The sequence below is a fragment of the Streptosporangium sp. NPDC000095 genome, assembly GCF_042899335.1.
Lineage (GTDB): Bacteria > Actinomycetota > Actinomycetes > Streptosporangiales > Streptosporangiaceae > Streptosporangium.
Genome location: NZ_JBIAZS010000001.1, coordinates 907,077 through 924,320 on the forward strand (window position 1 = coordinate 907,077; position 17,244 = coordinate 924,320).

Here is a 17,244-nt window from a genome sequence, read left to right on the forward strand (position 1 = left end):
GAAGGGTTGCACATGACGGGAAGACCATCGTGACCACGATGTCCTGGACCGATCATCCAGCGGACGACGCCGAGGTCCTCCGGCTCTCCCTCGTCGAGTCCGAGCGGTTCAGCGCGATCTTCGACCTCCACTTCCACGAGATCCACCGCTACGTCGCGCAGCGACTCGGCGCCGACAGCGCGGAGGACGTCGTGGCGGAGACGTTTCTCACCGCGTTCCGCAAGCGGGCGCTCTACGACCCGTCGCGCGCCGGCGTGCGGGCCTGGCTGTACGGGATCGCGACCAACCTCATCGGCAAACAACGTCGCGTCGAGGTGCGCACGCTACGCGCGCTCGGGCGCCACGGCCCGGACCCCGACTCGCCGGGACACGAGGAACAGGTCGCGGCGCGGGTCAGCGCGGAGAGCCTGCGGCCGAGCCTGGCGACGGCGCTGGCCGGGCTCCACCGGCGAGACCGCGACGTCCTCCTCCTGGTGGCCCTGGCCGGGCTCAGCCACGAGGAGATCTCCGGTGCCCTCGGCATCCCGTACGGGACCGTCGGGTCACGCCTGAACCGGGCCAGGAGAAAACTGCGCGCCGCGCTGGGTGGCACCAACCCCATGCTCGAACCCGAGGAGACCGATCGTGGATGAGCTGGAGAAGGTTCGCGAACTGTACGGCGAGCCGCGGCCCGACCCGTTTCTCAAGGCCAGGGTGTTCGGGCGGTTGCAGGCCGAACCCCGGCGCCGCCGGTGGTTGCCGTGGACGGTCGCGCTGACCGGCCTCGCCACCGCCATGACCGTGGTCCTGATCGTGGCCGTGCTCGTTCCGACGACGACGGCGGACCGGGCCCCCGAGATCTCCGGGCGGTCGGTCCTTCTCGCGGCGGCGACCAGGGCGGAGGCGGACCCCGCGACGACGGGAGCGTACTGGCGCGTCAAAAAGTCGCACCGCAGGACACGCCCGGAGCCGCTGGGAAAGGGGCAGAACCGCTACCGGGTGGTGGAGTCGTGGCTCACCGAGCAGTGGGCCGCCGAGGACGGCAGGATCTGGGCCGGTTCGCGGACGCTGGGGGCGCGTCCGGGAAGCGCGGCCGACAGCGAGGCGTGGCGCCGCGACGGGTCTCCCAGTGAGTGGGCGGGCGTGGCCCCGTCCTGGAGTTCTTCGGGAGGAGAAACCCTGTCCTCGTCGCCAGGTGAGGGCCTGCTCAAGCCCGTCACCGGCAGGACGGCCTTCAGCGTGGCCGGTCGGGACATGACCTTCGAGCAGATCCGGGAGCTTCCGGCCGACCCCGCCGCGCTGAAGGACCGGATCTCCTCGATGGTGCGAGGTGCGCCGCGCGGTTCGGACAGCGGCGTCCTGGCGGACGCGCTCAGCGGTCTGCTGTGGAGCAAGCCGTCGTCGCCCGAGGTGCGGGCGGCCGCCTATCGTGCCCTGGCGGAGCTGCCGAACGTCCGCTACCTGGGCACGGCGCGGGACGAGCGGGGCAGGAAGGGTGCCGCGTTCTCCTTCACCGTGCGGACCTCCCCGACCGCTCCCGCCCTCGTCCAGCGGACGCTGATCATCGATGTCGCCAGTTCCCGGGTGCTGTCCTCGACCGATGCGGGCGGGCCCGGAGAGGAGGAGGTCGAGGTGGTCCTGGAGGCGGGCTGGACGGACGACAAACCCGCCCCTCCCTCACTCCCGTAACCCGCCCGATCACCGTCTCCCCAGCCCACCGGACGCCCCCGGGGCGGTCACCGTCTCCACATCTCCGTAGCCAACCGGACGTCCCGGGCCTCGCCCGACCGGTCACGTCTCCTTGACCCACCGGCCGTCTTCAGGCTGCGCCGGCCCTCCCGCAGCTCACCGGTTCTCTTCGGGCTGCGCGGAAACGGCCCGGCCATCCCGGTGTACGACCGTTCGCGGGCTCGTGAGGACGTCCGCACCTCACCCTTTGGAGCGATCACGTGTTTCAGCGCGCCCGCAGGGCCCTCGGCCTGGTCACGAGGCGTCCCGCCCCGTCATCCCCCGTGCCCTAGGACGGCCCGGTCGTCTATCCTGCCGGGTGGTTCCCAGCGATCAAGGTTGACGAGGTCATGCGGGGCCGGGTCGCGTTCGTCGGCCTGCCCCCCGCCGACCTGGGCTCGGACATCGACTGGCGCGCCGACCCGTACGGCAACCGTTCCTGGGCGCTGAACCTCCACGCGCTGAGGTGGATGGGCCGCCTGGTCGGGGAGTACGAGCGGTCGGGCAGGCAGGAGTGTCTCACCCGCGCCACGGAGATCGCCGGCGACTGGGTAAGGAAGAACCCTCGCGGCGGGATCGGGGTCAGTCCCTGGGCCTGGGCCGAGCATCCGGTCGCACTGCGCGCACCGGCGCTGGTCTGTCTCAGCGCGCACGTACGCGCCACCTGGCTGTTCGACAGCCTGGCCGAGCACGGCGGGATCCTGTCCGACCCCGCGCTCTATCGTCAGGGCCACAACCACGGTCTGGACCAGGACATCGCGCTGCTCGCGGTCGGCTGCCGTCTCCGGCGGGAACGATGGAGGGACCTGGCCGTCCGGCGGATGACCGAGTCGGCGGAACTCTCCATCGACGCGCAGGGGGCGCTGCACGAGCAGGCCCCGAGATACGGCCTCTACGTTCACCGGCGGCTGGGGGCGGCCCTGGAGGCGATCGGGAGGAGCGGGGCCGCGGTCCCCGCGAGCCTCGCCGCGCGGCGGACATCGCTGGAGGCGTACGTCAGCCACGCCACCCAGCCCGACGGCCGTCTGGTGCCGATCGGTGACAGCCCCGCCGACACACGCCCGGAGGGTTTCCCGCACGAGACGGACACGGTGAAGGTGTTCGACGGCGGCTACGCCTTCGGCAGGACGGCGTGGGACGACCCGCGATCCGCCCACTACTCGATCAGGTTCGGCCCCGGACGCCGCCTGCACGGCCACGAGGACCATCTGGGCGTCACCTACCACGCCCACGGCCGGGACATCCTGGTGGAGGCGGGCTTCCACTCCTACGAGAGGACGGCCTACCGGGAGTGGACGACCTCCCCCGAGGCGCACAACGTTCCCGTCGTCGTGGGCGCCACCTTTCACGAGGGTACGGCGACCCGCCTCGTGAACTCGTTCGTGGAACGCACCCGCCAGTCCTACACGCTCGCCGACGACGCGTACGGCGTCCGGCGCACACGATCGGTCCTGGTCTGCCACGGCACCGATCTGATGGCCGTACTGGACACGGTCCCCGCCGGGTCGGCGCTGCGCAACCTGTGGCACCTCGGCCCCTCGCTCAGGGTCGTCTCCAGCCGCGACGGCAGGGTGGTGCTGGCCGACGGGAGCCTGCGCGTGACGCTGCTGCAACTCACGATGCCCTCCCTCCGGCCGATCGGCGGCCAGGAGGTGCGCCCCTGCGCGATCTCGACCGGCTATCTCAAAAAGGCCGACACGGTGACGGTGCTCTCTCCCCCCGCCGCCTCCCTGCTGACCTTGATCGTCCCCGGCGCCGAAGATCCGGAGATCAGCCTCTCCGAGGGAAGGGTGACCGTCCGCACCCCCGGCGGCCCCGTCTCCTTCACGCCCTCACTCGACCGTCCCTGACCGGTACCGCGCCCTGTCCGAGACCGGCCTCTGGGGGAGTGATCATTATGGCGGCCGAGCCTAATCGCCCCCAACAGGTACCGACCGCACAAAAAGATCGGCATACCAATGCCGGATACGCGATCCAGAAGGGCCCGCACACAGAAACGCCTGATGCGAGGCTCTTTTCCATGTAAATCTGATCGCGTGCATCCAATCACAACTCTCCCCGCCGCCATTCCGCCCGGCGAAGCAGCCGCCGAACCGGCCGTACACCCCCTCATAATCCTCGCAGGCCTCCTGATCATCGGATATCTCATCTCCTGTGCATTTCATCCATACATGAGATGTAAAACCTGCAACAGGTCAAAAGAATCGCATTCCACAACTTTCAAGGGCGCATTTGGTAAATGCCGTGATTGTAATGGAAAGGGACATCACATACGGCGAGGCGCGCGGCTCCTCGGACGGAAGGAGTGACCGGATCGCCCGCGACGTCCCATAAGACGAGATGCCCGCCCTGGGAGGGAAACTCAAAACACGTCGGGTCCAGGCGAAGTCGCCTGGACCCGACGTCCGTCATCGGCTAGCGGGTGGTCATGCCCTGGTCCATCTCTGGGTGGCCTGGCCGTTGCACGTGGCGACGGTCACGGCGGAGGTGTTGCCGGTGCCGGTGACGTTGAGGCAGAGGTTGTTGGCGCCGCTGGTCACGGTGCCGTTGGAGTTGAAGGTCCACTGCTGGTTGCTGTTGGTGTGGCAGTCCCACAGTTGCACGCGGGTGCCGGAGCCGGCGTTCGTGGGTGAGTCCAGGCACTTGCCGAGGGTCTGGAGTCTGCCGGAGTCGTGGCTGAAGAGCTGGTTGGGGTTGGTGTGGCAGTCGTAGATCTGCAACTGGGTGCCGTTGGCGCTGGCGCTGTTGGGCGAGTCGACACAGCGTCCGGCGCCCTCGTTGCGCAGGCGGAAGCTGGTCGTGGGGGTCGGGGTGGGAGTCGGCGTCACCGTCGGGGTGACGGTCGGGGTGGGCGTCGGGTTGGGCGTGGAGGTGCTCTGGAACTGGGAGACGAACTTCCACACCTCCCCCTTGGTCCAGGTTTGGGCGCCGTTCTCGGTGTAGGTCCCGTCCACCGGGGCGGGCGTGTGACCGTTGTCGTACGCGGCCCAGACGACGGGGTATCCGGCCCGGCACCCCGAGTAGGCGGTGACGACGTGCCCTCGGCTGCCCGAGCCCGGCTCAGGCGGGTTCTGCGCGGTACAGCCGTTGTTGCGGACGAACCTGTCCCGCAGCGCCCGCCCCTGCGAGATGTTGAGGACGCTGTCGGTGATGCCGTGCAGTCCCATGTACGCGATGGGCTGGGAACCGTCGCTGCATCCGCTGAGCTGCGCGCCGGCGAACACCGCGACCGCGCGGAAGACATTCGCGCGGCTACAGGCGAGGGAGAAGCTCATGCCGCCGCCGTAGCTGAACCCCATGGCGAAGCGCAGCGAGGGGTCGACACAGAGATCGGCCTCCACCCGCCGCATGATGTCGTCGAAGAGGGTGACGTCCTCGCCGTTGGAGTTGGCCCAGCCGTTGTTGAGGCCCTGCGGCGCGATGAAGATCGCGGTGTTGTTCGACAACTGCCGCTGCCCGTAGTAGGACCAGGAGGCCCCGCTGCTTCCACCGGAGTCGACGTCGTTCATGGTGCCGTTCAGCCAGTGGATGCCGAAGATCAGGCGATAGGGGTTGTTGTTGTTGTAGTTCGCGGGAATTCGCAGAATGAAGCTGCGATTCTTTCCGCTGGACTGAATGGTGTGCGTTCCGCTGCTCAGCGTCGGGTTCTTTCCACATCCCGCGGTTCCCGCGAATGCGGCGGCGGACGCAGAGCTCCCTGCACTGCTGCCGCTGCTCATCGCCGCGTGCCCCGTCATCAGGACGACAGCCGCCGCGAGCGCCACGGCCCCGAGGATGGACCTATGCTTCAACATTTGCGCTTCCCTCTGGCTGTAGGGACCGGGCCGACGATAAAGACATGTTCTGCGTTCCTCTCCATCAGCGGCATCCAATTCCTGGAGTTGTTAAACCGGAATCGAATTGTGAGCGCTAACGTTCACCAGAACTCATCGGTATGCCGCTTGCACGCCGTAGGGGGTGTAGTGCAAGGGAGCAAATACGACCCGATTGCGGATGTCAAGTAACTTGCTTCGCAGCCCTCGGACGCCGAGCCTGCCAGGCACGCGCTTACGCGCGCTGGCCAGGGAAAGGTTCGCGCCCACCCTCTGCCTCACAGGATGAAACTTTCGCAGTGAGGAGGTCGACCGCACGCCGGATGGAGGGCACCAACCCTCGAGTATGATCATGGAATGCCGCTGTCACGTGCATTATGTTCCGCTCAGAAGTTTCGGCAGAATTCCGATAGTTTCGGCACTCATTCGGCGCGATCAACCACCGAAAGCCGACGACCGTTGACAGCCGAACGATCAGAGAACACCTCGGACCGCGTAAGTGCGGGCCACGGATGCTCTTGTCATGACCATGAGGGGTAGGGCGGGCGGGACTCGATCATCACCTGATGAGGGTACGAACCAGAGGTGAACATGGACACTCACGGATAGGCGAGGTTACGCATGATCAAGCATGGGCCACCTCGCTCACCGTGAGCGCACAACCGCCCGGATTCTCGATCCTCGGGCGCGACCGCGGCCTTCGGGGGCCGATGATCATCCGGTGGCGTTTGGCCTGTCAGGCGCGGTCGTGGAGAGTGACCTGGTAGCCGTCGGGGTCGGCGAAGGTGAATGTCCGGCCGAAGGGGCCGTCGATCGGCGCGGAGACGATGGTGTGACCGTCGGCGACGAGAGCATCGTGAATGGCCTGGACGTCTGTGGCGTGGAGCCAGATCGCGGCGCCGATGCCGGGCTGAGCGACGGATGCGAGATCGGTGCCGGGAACGACGTCGCGGAGTGCGAACGCGATCGGCTTCGTCTCGAAGACGACGGCGTGCGGAGGTCCGGCCTGTGAGCGAACGAGGCCGAGGTACCGCTCGTAGAACGCCCGCGAAGCGTCGAGGTCGCGCGCTTGGAGCGAGATGAAGTCGGGGCCGGTGACGGGCATGACGATGCTCCTTCTTTACGTGTCAGTATTCTGACACGGGTTAATCTATGTCAGAATGCTGACATGAGTCAAAACGGTGTCGGCGTCGACCTGGAGACGTCACTGGGCTACCTGCTGAAAGAGGCGTCGAGCACGCTCCGCGCAGCCATGGAGGAGGTACTGCGGCCGCTCGGGATGAGCGTGACGCACTACTCCTGCCTCGAACTGCTGGCTCAACGACCGGGCTTGTCGAACTCCGAGCTCGCACGGGGCGCGTTCGTGACACGGCAGACGATGAACGTGCTGCTCCAGACCCTGGAACGAGAGGGCCACGTGACCAGGCCCGCGAAGGCACCCGTCGGAAAGGTTCTTCCCACACGGCTCACGCCTCGCGGCCGGCGGAGCCTCGAGAAGGCGACCGTAGCGGTCCGGTCCGTCGAGGTCAGAATGCTGGCCGGCATGACCGAGACCGAGCAGTCAGACGCGTTCCGGATCCTGCAGAGCATGATCCATTCCCTGCGCGATGACAACGACGGCTCATAGCTCCTTCCCCGGCACACGTCTCATCGCGCTCGGGCAGGAGGGCAGCCGAGCGTGAAAATCCGTGCGGGCGACCTCGAAAACGACGGACCCCGGCTACACCGGCGTCTGCGAGCCGCTATCTGCGTCGTGTTCACACAGCGCCGAACGCCTCCCAACGGCAGGCCGGCGTCGGTTTTCGCCGCTTCGAGAGCTTCGTGGTAGCCGGACCGGTTCGCCGCCACCGTGGACAGCCGGACCCTCTGAGTGCGAACACACAGGTCAGAGGCGCTTTTTCAGGTGGTCACGGAGGGTAGGGCGGGCGGGACTCGAACCCGCGACCCAGGGATTATGAGTCCCCTGCTCTAACCGGCTGAGCTACCGCCCCTCGCGCACGCCGTACGCGGCATTCAACCAAACGTGGCGGCTGTTCGCACATCTGCCGGGCGGGACGGGTTCAAGATGTGACCTTCGGCGGGAACGAGCGCGGAACCCGGCTCCGATGGAATCGATACCCTACGGGTGAGCCGTGTTGAGGAGTGTTGGATCATGCGCGTTGTTGGGGCTTTCAGGGACTCGTACGGCATGGAGCCGGCCGGGGTGTGGCACGCTCCCGGGCGGGTCAACCTGATCGGGGAGCACACCGACTACAACGACGGGTTCGTCCTGCCGTTCGCGCTGCCGTGGGGGGTGACCGCCGCGGTGTCGCCGCGCGAGGACGGGGTGATCAGGCTGCGGTCGCTGCAGGCGGGTGAGCCGGTGACGCTGGCGACGCCCGACGAGGCCGAGGGCTGGGCACGCTACGCGGCCGGGGTGTTCTGGGCGCTCGGCGAGGCGGAGCGGAAGCAAGGACGAGGGCAAGGGCGGGAAACAGACGAGGGACAGGGGTCAGGGCAGGGGCGTCCGGTCGGCGGGGCGGATGTGGTGATCGACGGGGACGTCCCCCAAGGGGCGGGTCTGTCGTCGAGTGCGGCGCTGGAAGTGGTGATCGGTACGGCGCTGAACGAGCTGTACGGGCTCGGTCTCACCAAGATGGAGATCGCCCTGGCCGCCCAGAAGGCCGAGAACGACTTCGTGGGCATGCCGTGCGGGATCATGGACCAGGCGGCCTCCGCCCTCGGCGAGGAGGGGAAGGCGCTGTTTCTGGACTGCCGGACCCTGGGGACCAGGAGCATCCCGTTCGACCTGGCGAGCCACGGCATGCAGCTGCTGATCATCAATACCGGGGTGCACCACGAACTCGCCGACGGGCAGTACGCCCGCCGCCGCAAGGACTGCGAGAACGCCGCCAAGCGCCTGGGGGTCGACGCGCTGCGCGATGTCACGGATCTGGCGGGCGCCCTCGCGAAGCTGAGCGGCGACGAGCGCAGGCGCACCCAGCACGTGGTGACCGAGAACCACCGGGTGGAGGCGGTGATCGGGCTGCTGCGCGCCGGGGCGGTACGGGAGATCGGTGCGCTGCTGAACGCCTCTCACCTGTCGCTGCGCGACCAGTTCGAGGTGTCCTGCGCCGAGTTGGACGTGGCCGTGGAGGCGGCGGTCAGGGGCGGGGCACGAGGGGCTCGGATGACCGGGGGCGGGTTCGGCGGCTCGGCGATCGCGCTGGTCGCCGACGACCGGGCGGAGTCGGTACGGGAGTCGGTGACCGGGGCCTACGCCGAGCGCGGCTGGACCGCACCGGACATCTACCCGGCGACCCCGGCCCAGGGTGCCCGTCGGCTGCTCTGATCCGATCCGTCTCGACGTACCGGATCACCTGTCGCACCCGGGGTGCCGGTTCTACCCGGCTCACGGTGAGTGCCGCTCCTGCCCCCGGCGTCCGCGACCTTCATCGGTCGGGTTCGCCCCGCTCGCGGTGGGTGCCGGTCCTGCCCCGCACCTGCGGTCCGAGGGTCAGGGCTCGGTCGACACCAGCTTGGGCACCGCGCCGAGCAGTTCGCGGGTGTAGTCGTGCCGGGGCAGGAAGAACACCTCATCCACGTGCCCCTCCTCCACGACCCGCCCGCCGCGCATGACCAGTACCCGGTCGGCGACGTGGTGGACCACCCCGAGGTCGTGGGAGATGAAGATCAGCGCGGTCCCGTCGGCGGCCTGGATCTCCGCGAGCAGGTCGAGCACCTGGGCCTGGATCGACACGTCCAGCGCGGAGACCGGCTCGTCGCAGACGAGCACGTCGGGGCGGGTGGCGAGGGCTCTCGCGATGGCCACCCGCTGGCGCTGGCCTCCGGACAGGCGCCGGGGGTGCCGGTCGGCGATGTCCGCCGGGAGGCCGACCCGGTTCAGCAGTTGGGTCACCCGGTCGAAGAGGGCCTCTCGCGAGGAGCCGTGCCGGAAAGGAACGCCACGCGGGGAGCCGTTCTCAGTGGGAACGCCGCGCGCTGAGCCGTTCCGGGAAGAGCGACCGCGAGGAAAGCCGTCCCCGGAAGAGACACCGGGCGAGGAACCGTTCCGGAAAGGAACAGCGCGCGAGGGGTCGCGTTCGAAGATGGCGCCGCGCAGGGGTTCCGCGACCAGGCGGCCGACCGTGTAGCGGGGGTCGAAGGAGTCGAGCGGGTTCTGGGAGATCACCTGGATGCGGGACCTGCGGGAACGCCTGGCGCGCTCGCGGATCCCCGACCAGGGCTCGCCGCCCAGCCGGACCTCCCCCGAGGCGGGTTCGAGCAGTCCGAGGACGAGCCGGGCGACCGTGGTCTTGCCCGACCCCGACTCCCCCACGATGCCGAGCGTCTCGCCGGGGTAGACCTCGAAGGAGACGTCGTCGACCACCGTGCGCGAGCCGTACGCGGCCGAGAGCCCGGAGACCGCCAGGATCGGCGCGGCGTGGTCGACGGTCCGCTCCGGCAGCGGGGTGCGCAGTGCGATTCCCCCGGAGGCGATGGCCGACAGGCGGGTGCCGCGCGAGACCGCGGAGGGGACGGCGGCGAGCAGCAGTCTGGTGTAGTCGTGGCGGGGCTCGGTCAGCACGCGTCCCGTCGCCCCCTCCTCGACGATCACGCCGTCCTTCATCACCAGTACGCGGTCGGCGACGGCGGAGACCACGGCGAGGTCGTGGCTGATCATGAGCAGTGCGGTGCCCTCGGCCTTGCGGGCGGCGAGCAGCCGCAGGATCTGGGCCTGCACGGTGACGTCGAGCGCGGTCGTCGGCTCGTCGGCGATGATCAACGGCGGGCTCGCGGCGATCGCGGAGGCGATCAGGGCGCGCTGGCGCAGCCCTCCGGACAGCTGGTGGGCGTACTGCCGGGCCCGCACCTCGGGTTCGGGGACCCCAACCGCCTCCAGCAGTTCGATCACCCTTTCCTTCCGGGCGGTGCGGGGGACGACGTCGTGGGTAGTGAGCACCTCGGCGATCTCGTCGCCGACGGTACGGAGCGGGTCGAGCGAGGTGAGCGCGTCCTGGAGCACGAGCCCCGCGAACCGGCCGCGCAGCCGTCGCCAGTCGCGGGCGCCGAAGCGGAGCGCGTCCCCGCCGTTCACGACGAACCGGGAGGCGGTGACCTCGGCGCCGGGTCCGGCCAGCCCGACCAGGGTCCTCGCCGTCACGCTCTTGCCCGAGCCGGACTCCCCGACGATCGCCACGCACTCGCCCGCCTCGATCGAGAGGCTCACCCCCCGTACGGCCTGTACTCCGGCCTTGGGGAAGCCGACCCGCAGGTCCTCGACGTCGATGAGGCTCATCGGTTTCTCCCCTCGAAACGGCGCTGCAGGCGGCGCCCGACGAGCGTCAGGCTGATGACGGTTCCGGTGACGGCGAGGCCGGGGAAGAGCACGCTCCACCAGGCGACGCGCAGGTAGTTGCGGGCCTCGGACAGCATCGAGCCCCACTCCGGGCTGGGGGGCTGCGGGCCCATGCCGAGGAAGCTGAGCCCCGAGGTGGCGATGATGGCGGTGCCCATGCCGATCGTGGCGAGCACCGGCAGGGGTCCGAGCACGTTGGGCAGCACGTGGCGGGCGACCAGTATCGGTCTGGCCAGGCCGAAGGTGACCGCCTGTTCGACGTAGCCGGAGCGGCGCACCACGAACGTCTGGGCGCGGATCACCCGGGCGTAGTTGGGGATCTGCGCGATGCCGATCGCGAGGATCACGTTGCCGGTGCCGGGGCCGGTGATCGCGATGACCAGCAGGGCGAGCAGCAGTTCAGGGAAGGTCGCCACGACGTCGAACAGGCGGCTGAGCAGCTCGTCGACGTAGCGGGGGGACAGTCCCGCCAGGACGCCCAGCAGGGTTCCGGCCCCCGCGGCGAGCAGTACGGCGGCGGCGCCGATGCTCAGCGAGTGTCCCGCGCCGTGGACGACGCGCGACAGCACGTCGCGGCCGAGGTGGTCGGTGCCGAACCAGTGCTCGGCGCTCGGCCCGGCGAGCGCGTGCAGCGGGTCGGCGGCGAGCGGGTCGACACCGGTGAGCAGGCTCGGTGCCACGGCGGCGACGGCGGCGACCGCCAGGAACAGCAGCGGTGCGACCAGCGGCGCGCTGAGGCCGTACCCGCGCCTGGCCGGTGCCGGGGCGGCGGTCGCGACACCCGGGACCTCCGTGACCGTCGTCATCGGCTCCTCCTCGGGTGGTACGGCGAGGGCGCCTCCCGCGGCGGGACCACCGTCGACTCCAACCTCGGCGAAACCGCCGGTGGAACCGTCACCGGCTCTTCGCGCGACGGGGTCGTCATCGGCTCCTCCTCAGGCGGGGGTCGATCGCGAGGTAGGCGAGGTCGACGATCGTGCTGACCGTCACGTAGGCGAGGGCGGATATCAGCACGACCGCCATCACCAGCGGCATGTCCTTGCTGTTCACCGCGCCGACGGTGACCTGGCCGAGCCCGGGTCGGCCGAACACGGCCTCCACGATGATCGCTCCGCCGAGCAGGAAGCCGACGAACCAGCCGGTGAGGGTGACGGCGGGGAGCAGCGCGTGACGCAGGGCGTGCCGGGCGACGAGCCGCCACTCGGTGATGCCGCGCGAGCGGGCGGTCACCGCGAACGGCTCCTCAAGTGCCCGTTCCAGCCCTTCGCGGAGCACCTGGCCGAGCACCCCCGCGATCGGCAGCCCGAGCGCGAGTCCTGGCAGTACCAGGGAGGCGAGTCCTCTGTCCCCGGAGACGGGGAACCAGCCGAGAGTGAAGGAGAAGACGGCGAGCAGCAGGATGCCGATGAGGAACGGCGGGACCGAGACGATGACCAGCTCCGACAGTCCGACCAGGCCGCCGAGCCATGGGCGGCGGCCCGCGGTGGTCAGGGCGAGCAGCAGGGCGAGGACGACCCCGAGGAGGGCTGCGGTGAGCGCGAGCCGGATCGTCGGCCCGATCTGGGAGGCGAGGATGTCGCCGACGCCGCGCTGCAGGATGTAGGAGCGGCCCAGGTCTCCCTGGAGCAGGCGGAGCAGATAGTCGCCGTACTGCTGGAGCGGGGAGCGGTCCAGCCCCCACTCGGCGATGATCTCCGCCCGCCGCTCGGGGGTGTCGATGCCGTCGCCGACGAGCACGTCGATCGTGTCGCCGGGGGCGAGCAGCAGGGCGAGGTAGGCCGCGGTGGCGGCGGCCCAGAGCACGGCGACGCCCGCTCCGAGCCGCCGGCCCACCGGGCCGAGCCACCCGGCGGCGGCCAGCCCCCGCCGCCGGGTGAGTGAAAGGGTGCTCACGTCCCTATCCGGATGTCGTAAGCACTGTTGGGAGTGCCGGAGACCGGCTCGAAGGTGATCCCGGTGACCGAGGCGCTGTAGGCGACCTGGTCGGCGGGAACGTAGAGCGGGAGCAGAAGCGCCTCGTCGGTGATCACGGTCTTCTGCACCTTCGCGTAGAGCTCCTTGCGCTTGGCGACGTCGGAGGCGGCCGACGCGTCGGCGAGCAGCTTGTCCAGTTCGGCGCTCCCGAACTTCGTGCGGTTGATCGCGGCGTCCTTCGCCAGGATCAGGTTGAGCGCCGCCCCGGCGTCGGTGTCGCCGCGCGAGTTCTCGAAGACCTCGTACTCGTTGTCCTCGACGGCCTTCTGCGCGGTGCCCTGATCAACGATCTTGACCTGGAAGTCGATCCCGGCGCTCTGCTTGACGGCCGCCTGGACGGCCTGGGCGAGGACGTCGCGGCGGTCGCGGACGAACGGCGCGGCGTTGACGGTGCGTACGGTGAGCCGCTTGCCGTCCTTGACCCGGAAGCCCTCGGCGTCGCGTTCCTTCCAGCCCGCCTCGTCGAGCAGCCGGTTGGCCCGTTCGGGGTTGTTGCCGAAGGTCTTCTCCAGGGAGGGGTCGTAGAACTGCGGGCTGCCCTGGCCGATGACGCTCCAGGCTCGCTTGGCGGTGCCCTGGTAGACGGAGTTGAGCACCGCGTCCACGTCGACGGCGTCGCGGAAGGCCTCGCGGACTCGCTTGTCGTCGAACGGGGGGCGGGAGACGTTGAAGTAGTAGGAGAACGCGCTTCCGGAGTTGAGGCTGGTCTCCAGTTTCAGCTCGGGGTCGCTCTTGATGAGGCCGATCTCGGTGGCGGGCACGCCCTCGATGACCTGCACCTGCCCGGAGGTGAGCGCGCCGACCCGTACCGCCGCCTCGGACAGGAAGCGGTAGGTGATCTCGGCCAGGTGCGCCGGTCCCTGGTGGGCGGCGCCGGTGGGCGGCCATTTGTAGTCGGGGTTGCGCTTGTAGTGGACCTCCTGGCCGGGGGTGAACCGGTCGAGGATGAACGGCCCGGTGCCGACCACGTCGACGCCGCCCGCCTTGAGGTCCTTCGCGTTCTTCAGCGACTTCGGGGAGACCTGGCCCGCGTACGGGGAGGAGAGGAAGTCGAGGAACAGTCCGTCGGGGGCCTTGAGCGTGACCTTCAGGGTGTACGGCGCGGTCGCCTCGGCCTTCTCGAAGTTGCGCAGTTGGATGGCGCTGAGCGCGGCGTTGTAGCCGGGTGCGACGAGCTGGTCGAGGTTCGCCTTCACCGAGGCGGCGTCGAACTTCTCGCCGTCGTGGAAGGTGACGTCGTCGCGGAGTTCGAAGGTGTAGGTCAGGCCGTCCTCCGACACCTTCCAGGACGTGGCCAGCCAGGGCAGGAACTCACCGTTCACGCCCCGGGCGATCAGTGCGTCGAACTGGTTGTGGACCAGGAGGCGGGCCTTGTTCTGGCCCCACTGGTGCGGGTTGAAGGTGATCGGCTGTGTCTCCACCGCCCACACGAGCGATCCTCCGTCGCCACCGCCGTCCGCACCGGCCTTCGCGCTCGGGGCCCCGCTCTCGGCTCCGCACGCCGCGAGCGCCAGCACTCCGGCGAGCGTCAGGGCGCCCCATCGCAACTTCACGTTCTTCTCCTTGCGCTTCTGTACGACGTGCTTCTCCGCGACGTGCTTCTGCACGGCGTTCTGTACGGCGTTGTTCTGTACGGCGTGTTGTGCGGCGTTGTTCGGTACGGCGCGTCCGGCCGGCTCGACGACACGCCGGGTATGGCGATCGGGGTGGTTCACGCGACGTGCCGTCTGATCTGGGTTCCGGCGGCCTCGGAGAGCACGATCCGGGCGAGGGCGTCGGCGTGGCGGAAGAGCGGGGCGTTGAGGCGGGGCCTGGCGAAGCCGGCGGTGGCCCTGCCGCCCACGACCCAGGGGCCGAGGGCGAATCTGCGGGGGTGCGGGCTGCCTGACCTGTCGAGCAGGCGGCGGTCCGCGGTCCGCACGTTCACCAGGCCCGACTCCTCGTCGAGCTCGCCGCGGTCGCGGAGCGCGCTGATGAGCGGGTCGACGGCCCGGCTCACGCTGGGCGCGGGCAGCCGGGCCTCGACGAGGGTGGTGGCCGCGACGCCGCCGGGCACGGTGGGGCTCTGTGCCCGCCAGCGTCCTTCATGGTGGTCGACCTTGAGGTTCGCGCCGAGGAAGGTGACCACCCCGGCCCTGGCGAGGGCGCGCATCTCCTCCAGCCGGGGTCCCGGCGGGCCGCTCGCGACGTAGCTGAAGAAGCCGCCGAACCACGGGTCGGAGATGCCCAGCTCGGCGAGGACGCCGTAGACGGAGAGCAGTCCGAGGATCATGGCGTGGTCGGCGCTGTGCGTGGGGTCGGAGCGCCGTTCCAGGTCGACGGCGAGATAGCCGTGCATCCACTTCTGCAGGCCCGCGTGGTCGCCGAACCGGATGCCGTCCAGCGGCCGGTCGAGCCGGTCGAAGTCGAGCCGGTCCGGGTGCCGGGGCACGGCCTGGCGGATCAGCTTTCGCATCCCGAGGCTGCGCCACTCCTCGGCCGCGAAGCCCTCCTCGAACTCCTCCCAGCCCAGCTTGACGCGCTTGGGGTGGGCGGTGATGAGCTCGTGGTAGTACGCGAAGGCCAGTTCCTTGGCGACCAGGGGCCACACGTCCCTGCGGAAGTCCCACGGTCCCTCGCCCAGCGCCTCGCGGGTGAGGAAGCGCGGCACCGGCGGGCGGGCGCCCTTGAAGGAGTAGCCGGTCTTGGAGTGGTACGGCACCCCGCGCCGCGAACCCACGTGCAGGAGAGGCTCCTGCCCGCTGGGCAGGTAGACGAGCTCCCCGTCGTACTCGCGGACGAACCGGCCGCCCCGGCCCGAGGTGAGCAGCACCATCAGGTCGACGAAGGCGAGCCCCATCCCCCGTACGATCACCGGCTCCCTCGCGGGGATGCCGTCCAGGTCGAGGTCCGCCGCGTAGCCGGTGGGTAGATAGCGCAGCCCCGTACGTGTGGCGAGGCGGGCCAGCGTGCCCTCCTCACTCGTCGGGGTCACGTCGCCGTGTCCCTGGGCGAGGATCACCGCGTCGACCTCGATCGTCCCGCCGTTCTCCAGCCTCACCGCCTGGCCGCCGGGGACGTCGGCGAGGTCGACGGCGCGGGTGGCGTGCACGTGCACCCGGACGCCGCGCGGCGCGGTCGCCACCGTGTGGCGGAAGACGTGGGAGAGGTAGCCGCTCTGCGCGGGGCGGGTGGCGAACCTGCCGGGGTCTCCGCCGAGCCATTCGGCCAGCGTGGGACCAGGGCGGATCGGTCCCTCGCACCGCACCGACTCGTCGGTGAAGAGCGTCACGTCGGCCGCGGTGGAGTTCATCCAGAGCAGGTCCGGCTGGTCGCGCCGCCAGACGCGCCCGCCGCCCGGCGGGTGGGGGTCGATCACGTGGACGTCCAGCGACGGCCAGCCGAGCAGGTCGGCGGCGTTGGCGCAGATCCGCTCCACCAGGCAGGTGCCCGTCGGTCCCGCGCCGACGACGGCGATCGAGGCGCTCATACGGCGGCTCTGCGGTGCGGCTCGTCCCAGTCGGCGTACAGCGGCTCGACCGGGACACGCCAGGGGTCGGTCTCGCCGCGGAAGGGGGAGATGACGGTGAAGTCGGTGTTCTCGCGGAAGGCGGGGTGGGCGTACAGGTCCCTGGCGTAGGCCCACAGGTTGGTGAAGGCGGTCAGCGGGCGCTCGCTGATCCTGGCCGCCGGGTTGTCGCTCAGGTCGAAGCGGAGCAGGGTCGGCCAGAGCCGTACGTCCGCCTCGGTGATCCCCGAGCCGAACAGGTACCTGCGGTCGGTCAGCCGGTCGTCCAGCTCGTCCAGGAAGGCGATCACCTCTGCGCGCGCCTCGGTGTACGCGGTCTCGGTGGTGGCCGACGCCACGCGGCCCGCCGCCGTGTTGACGATCTCGTAGATCCTCGTGTTGAGCTCGTCGATCTCCGGCCTGAGCTCCTCGGGGTAGAGGTCGGCCTCTGGGTCGCCGCCGAACCGGGTGGCGAGGTCGATCGTGATGTCGGGGAAGTTGTTGCTGACGATGCGGCCGCTCGTCCTGTCCCACAGGACCGGTACGGAGACGTGCCCGTCGAAGCCGGGCTCGGTCGTCTCGTACGCCTGCCGCAGGGTGGTGAAGCCGTTGACCGGGTCGGCCCCGCGCCGCTCACGGAAGGCCCACCCGCGTCCGTCGCGCTCGTCGTCGACGTAGGAGAGCGAGACCACGTCCTGGAGTCCCTTGAGGGAGCGCACGATGGCGGCGCGCTGCGCGTACGGACAGACGGCCGCGACGTAGAGGTGGTAGCGCCCCGGCTCGGCGGGAAAGGCGGTCGTGCCGATCCGCCCGGTGAAGGGGTAGCGCAGGCCGGGCCTGCCACCGGGCCGGTAGTGGCCGTGGGTGTCGAGGTCGACGGGGCTCGCGTGGTTCAGTGTGCTGCTCTTCGGCATCTGGCGCTCCCG

13 protein-coding genes and 1 tRNA gene are annotated in these 17,244 nt (G+C 69.8%); 5 read left to right on the forward strand and 9 right to left on the reverse strand.

All coding sequences use genetic code 11. The annotated features are described in order from the left end of the window. Positions 1-38: 38 nt before the first annotated feature. From ACFY3V_RS03740 to ACFY3V_RS03750, 3 genes are all read left to right on the forward strand, one after another. On the forward strand, positions 39-632 hold the full coding sequence (locus ACFY3V_RS03740) for an RNA polymerase sigma factor (protein WP_362902773.1): 594 nt from the start codon (positions 39-41) through the stop codon (positions 630-632). Continuing rightward, positions 625-1,668: a CU044_5270 family protein gene (locus tag ACFY3V_RS03745; RefSeq protein ID WP_362902775.1), complete on the forward strand. Its 1,044-nt coding sequence runs from the start codon at positions 625-627 to the stop codon at positions 1,666-1,668. The genes ACFY3V_RS03740 and ACFY3V_RS03745 overlap by 8 nt, the downstream gene beginning before the upstream one ends. Before the next feature lie 389 nt (positions 1,669-2,057). Continuing rightward, entirely contained in the window at positions 2,058-3,557 is a 1,500-nt protein-coding gene (locus ACFY3V_RS03750) for a heparinase II/III family protein (RefSeq protein WP_389769667.1), read from the forward strand. 576 nt (positions 3,558-4,133) lie between these two features. On the opposite strand, the gene ACFY3V_RS03755 is transcribed toward ACFY3V_RS03750, so the two are convergent. Both ACFY3V_RS03755 and ACFY3V_RS03760 read right to left on the reverse strand, forming a co-directional pair. Continuing rightward, positions 4,134-5,501: a ricin-type beta-trefoil lectin domain protein gene (locus tag ACFY3V_RS03755; RefSeq protein WP_350944404.1), complete on the reverse strand. Its 1,368-nt coding sequence runs from the start codon at positions 5,499-5,501 to the stop codon at positions 4,134-4,136. A 754-nt stretch (positions 5,502-6,255) separates the two neighbouring features. After that, complete coding sequence (locus ACFY3V_RS03760; protein WP_362902779.1) at positions 6,256-6,624, reverse strand: VOC family protein; 369 nt, start codon at positions 6,622-6,624, stop codon at positions 6,256-6,258. Between the two features lie 63 nt (positions 6,625-6,687). On the opposite strand from ACFY3V_RS03760, the gene ACFY3V_RS03765 reads away from it, so the two are divergent. Further along, positions 6,688-7,146, forward strand: coding sequence for a MarR family transcriptional regulator (locus ACFY3V_RS03765; RefSeq protein ID WP_362902781.1), 459 nt, complete (start codon positions 6,688-6,690; stop codon positions 7,144-7,146). A 290-nt stretch (positions 7,147-7,436) separates the two neighbouring features. On the opposite strand, the gene ACFY3V_RS03770 is transcribed toward ACFY3V_RS03765, so the two are convergent. Further along, a tRNA-Ile gene (locus ACFY3V_RS03770) sits at positions 7,437-7,510 on the reverse strand. Positions 7,511-7,671: 161 nt separating this feature from the next. Between ACFY3V_RS03770 and galK the strand changes: the two genes are divergently transcribed. After that, positions 7,672-8,850, forward strand: a complete 1,179-nt coding sequence (gene galK / locus ACFY3V_RS03775; protein ID WP_362898312.1) for a galactokinase — start codon at positions 7,672-7,674, stop codon at positions 8,848-8,850. Between the two features lie 165 nt (positions 8,851-9,015). Here galK and ACFY3V_RS03780 read toward each other — a convergent pair whose 3' ends face one another. The 6 genes from ACFY3V_RS03780 to ACFY3V_RS03805 form a co-directional block, all read right to left on the reverse strand. Further along, entirely contained in the window at positions 9,016-10,797 is a 1,782-nt protein-coding gene (locus ACFY3V_RS03780; protein WP_389769673.1) for a dipeptide ABC transporter ATP-binding protein, read from the reverse strand. Further along, complete coding sequence (locus ACFY3V_RS03785; protein WP_362898316.1) at positions 10,794-11,663, reverse strand: ABC transporter permease; 870 nt, start codon at positions 11,661-11,663, stop codon at positions 10,794-10,796. The genes ACFY3V_RS03780 and ACFY3V_RS03785 overlap by 4 nt, the downstream gene beginning before the upstream one ends. Positions 11,664-11,778: 115 nt before the next feature. Continuing rightward, positions 11,779-12,750 (reverse strand): ABC transporter permease, encoded by a 972-nt coding sequence (locus ACFY3V_RS03790; RefSeq protein ID WP_362898318.1) that lies wholly within the window; start codon positions 12,748-12,750, stop codon positions 11,779-11,781. Continuing rightward, a complete protein-coding gene (locus ACFY3V_RS03795; RefSeq protein ID WP_389769678.1) occupies positions 12,747-14,546 on the reverse strand; it encodes an ABC transporter substrate-binding protein in 1,800 nt (599 codons plus the stop codon). The genes ACFY3V_RS03790 and ACFY3V_RS03795 overlap by 4 nt, the downstream gene beginning before the upstream one ends. Further along, on the reverse strand, positions 14,543-16,300 hold the full coding sequence (locus ACFY3V_RS03800; protein WP_389769681.1) for an FAD/NAD(P)-binding protein: 1,758 nt from the start codon (positions 16,298-16,300) through the stop codon (positions 14,543-14,545). Before ACFY3V_RS03800 ends, ACFY3V_RS03795 begins: the two co-directional genes overlap by 4 nt. After that, on the reverse strand, positions 16,297-17,232 hold the full coding sequence (locus ACFY3V_RS03805; RefSeq protein ID WP_389769684.1) for a glutathione S-transferase C-terminal domain-containing protein: 936 nt from the start codon (positions 17,230-17,232) through the stop codon (positions 16,297-16,299). Before ACFY3V_RS03805 ends, ACFY3V_RS03800 begins: the two co-directional genes overlap by 4 nt. Between the last annotated feature and the right edge of the window lie 12 nt (positions 17,233-17,244).

Excerpts from the sequence above, each read along its gene's own strand:
- ACFY3V_RS03740 (WP_362902773.1), top strand. The coding sequence starts at position 39 with ATGTCCTGGACCGATCATCCAGCGGACGACGCCGAGGTCCTCCGGCTC.
- ACFY3V_RS03750 (WP_389769667.1), top strand. The coding sequence starts at position 2,058 with ATGCGGGGCCGGGTCGCGTTCGTCGGCCTGCCCCCCGCCGACCTGGGC.
- ACFY3V_RS03755 (WP_350944404.1), bottom strand. The coding sequence starts at position 5,501 with ATGTTGAAGCATAGGTCCATCCTCGGGGCCGTGGCGCTCGCGGCGGCT.
- ACFY3V_RS03760 (WP_362902779.1), bottom strand. The coding sequence starts at position 6,624 with ATGCCCGTCACCGGCCCCGACTTCATCTCGCTCCAAGCGCGCGACCTC.
- ACFY3V_RS03765 (WP_362902781.1), top strand. The coding sequence starts at position 6,688 with ATGAGTCAAAACGGTGTCGGCGTCGACCTGGAGACGTCACTGGGCTAC.
- galK (WP_362898312.1), top strand. The coding sequence starts at position 7,672 with ATGCGCGTTGTTGGGGCTTTCAGGGACTCGTACGGCATGGAGCCGGCC.
- ACFY3V_RS03780 (WP_389769673.1), bottom strand. The coding sequence starts at position 10,797 with ATGAGCCTCATCGACGTCGAGGACCTGCGGGTCGGCTTCCCCAAGGCC.
- ACFY3V_RS03785 (WP_362898316.1), bottom strand. The coding sequence starts at position 11,663 with ATGACGACGGTCACGGAGGTCCCGGGTGTCGCGACCGCCGCCCCGGCA.
- ACFY3V_RS03800 (WP_389769681.1), bottom strand. The coding sequence starts at position 16,300 with ATGAGCGCCTCGATCGCCGTCGTCGGCGCGGGACCGACGGGCACCTGC.
- ACFY3V_RS03805 (WP_389769684.1), bottom strand. The coding sequence starts at position 17,232 with ATGCCGAAGAGCAGCACACTGAACCACGCGAGCCCCGTCGACCTCGAC.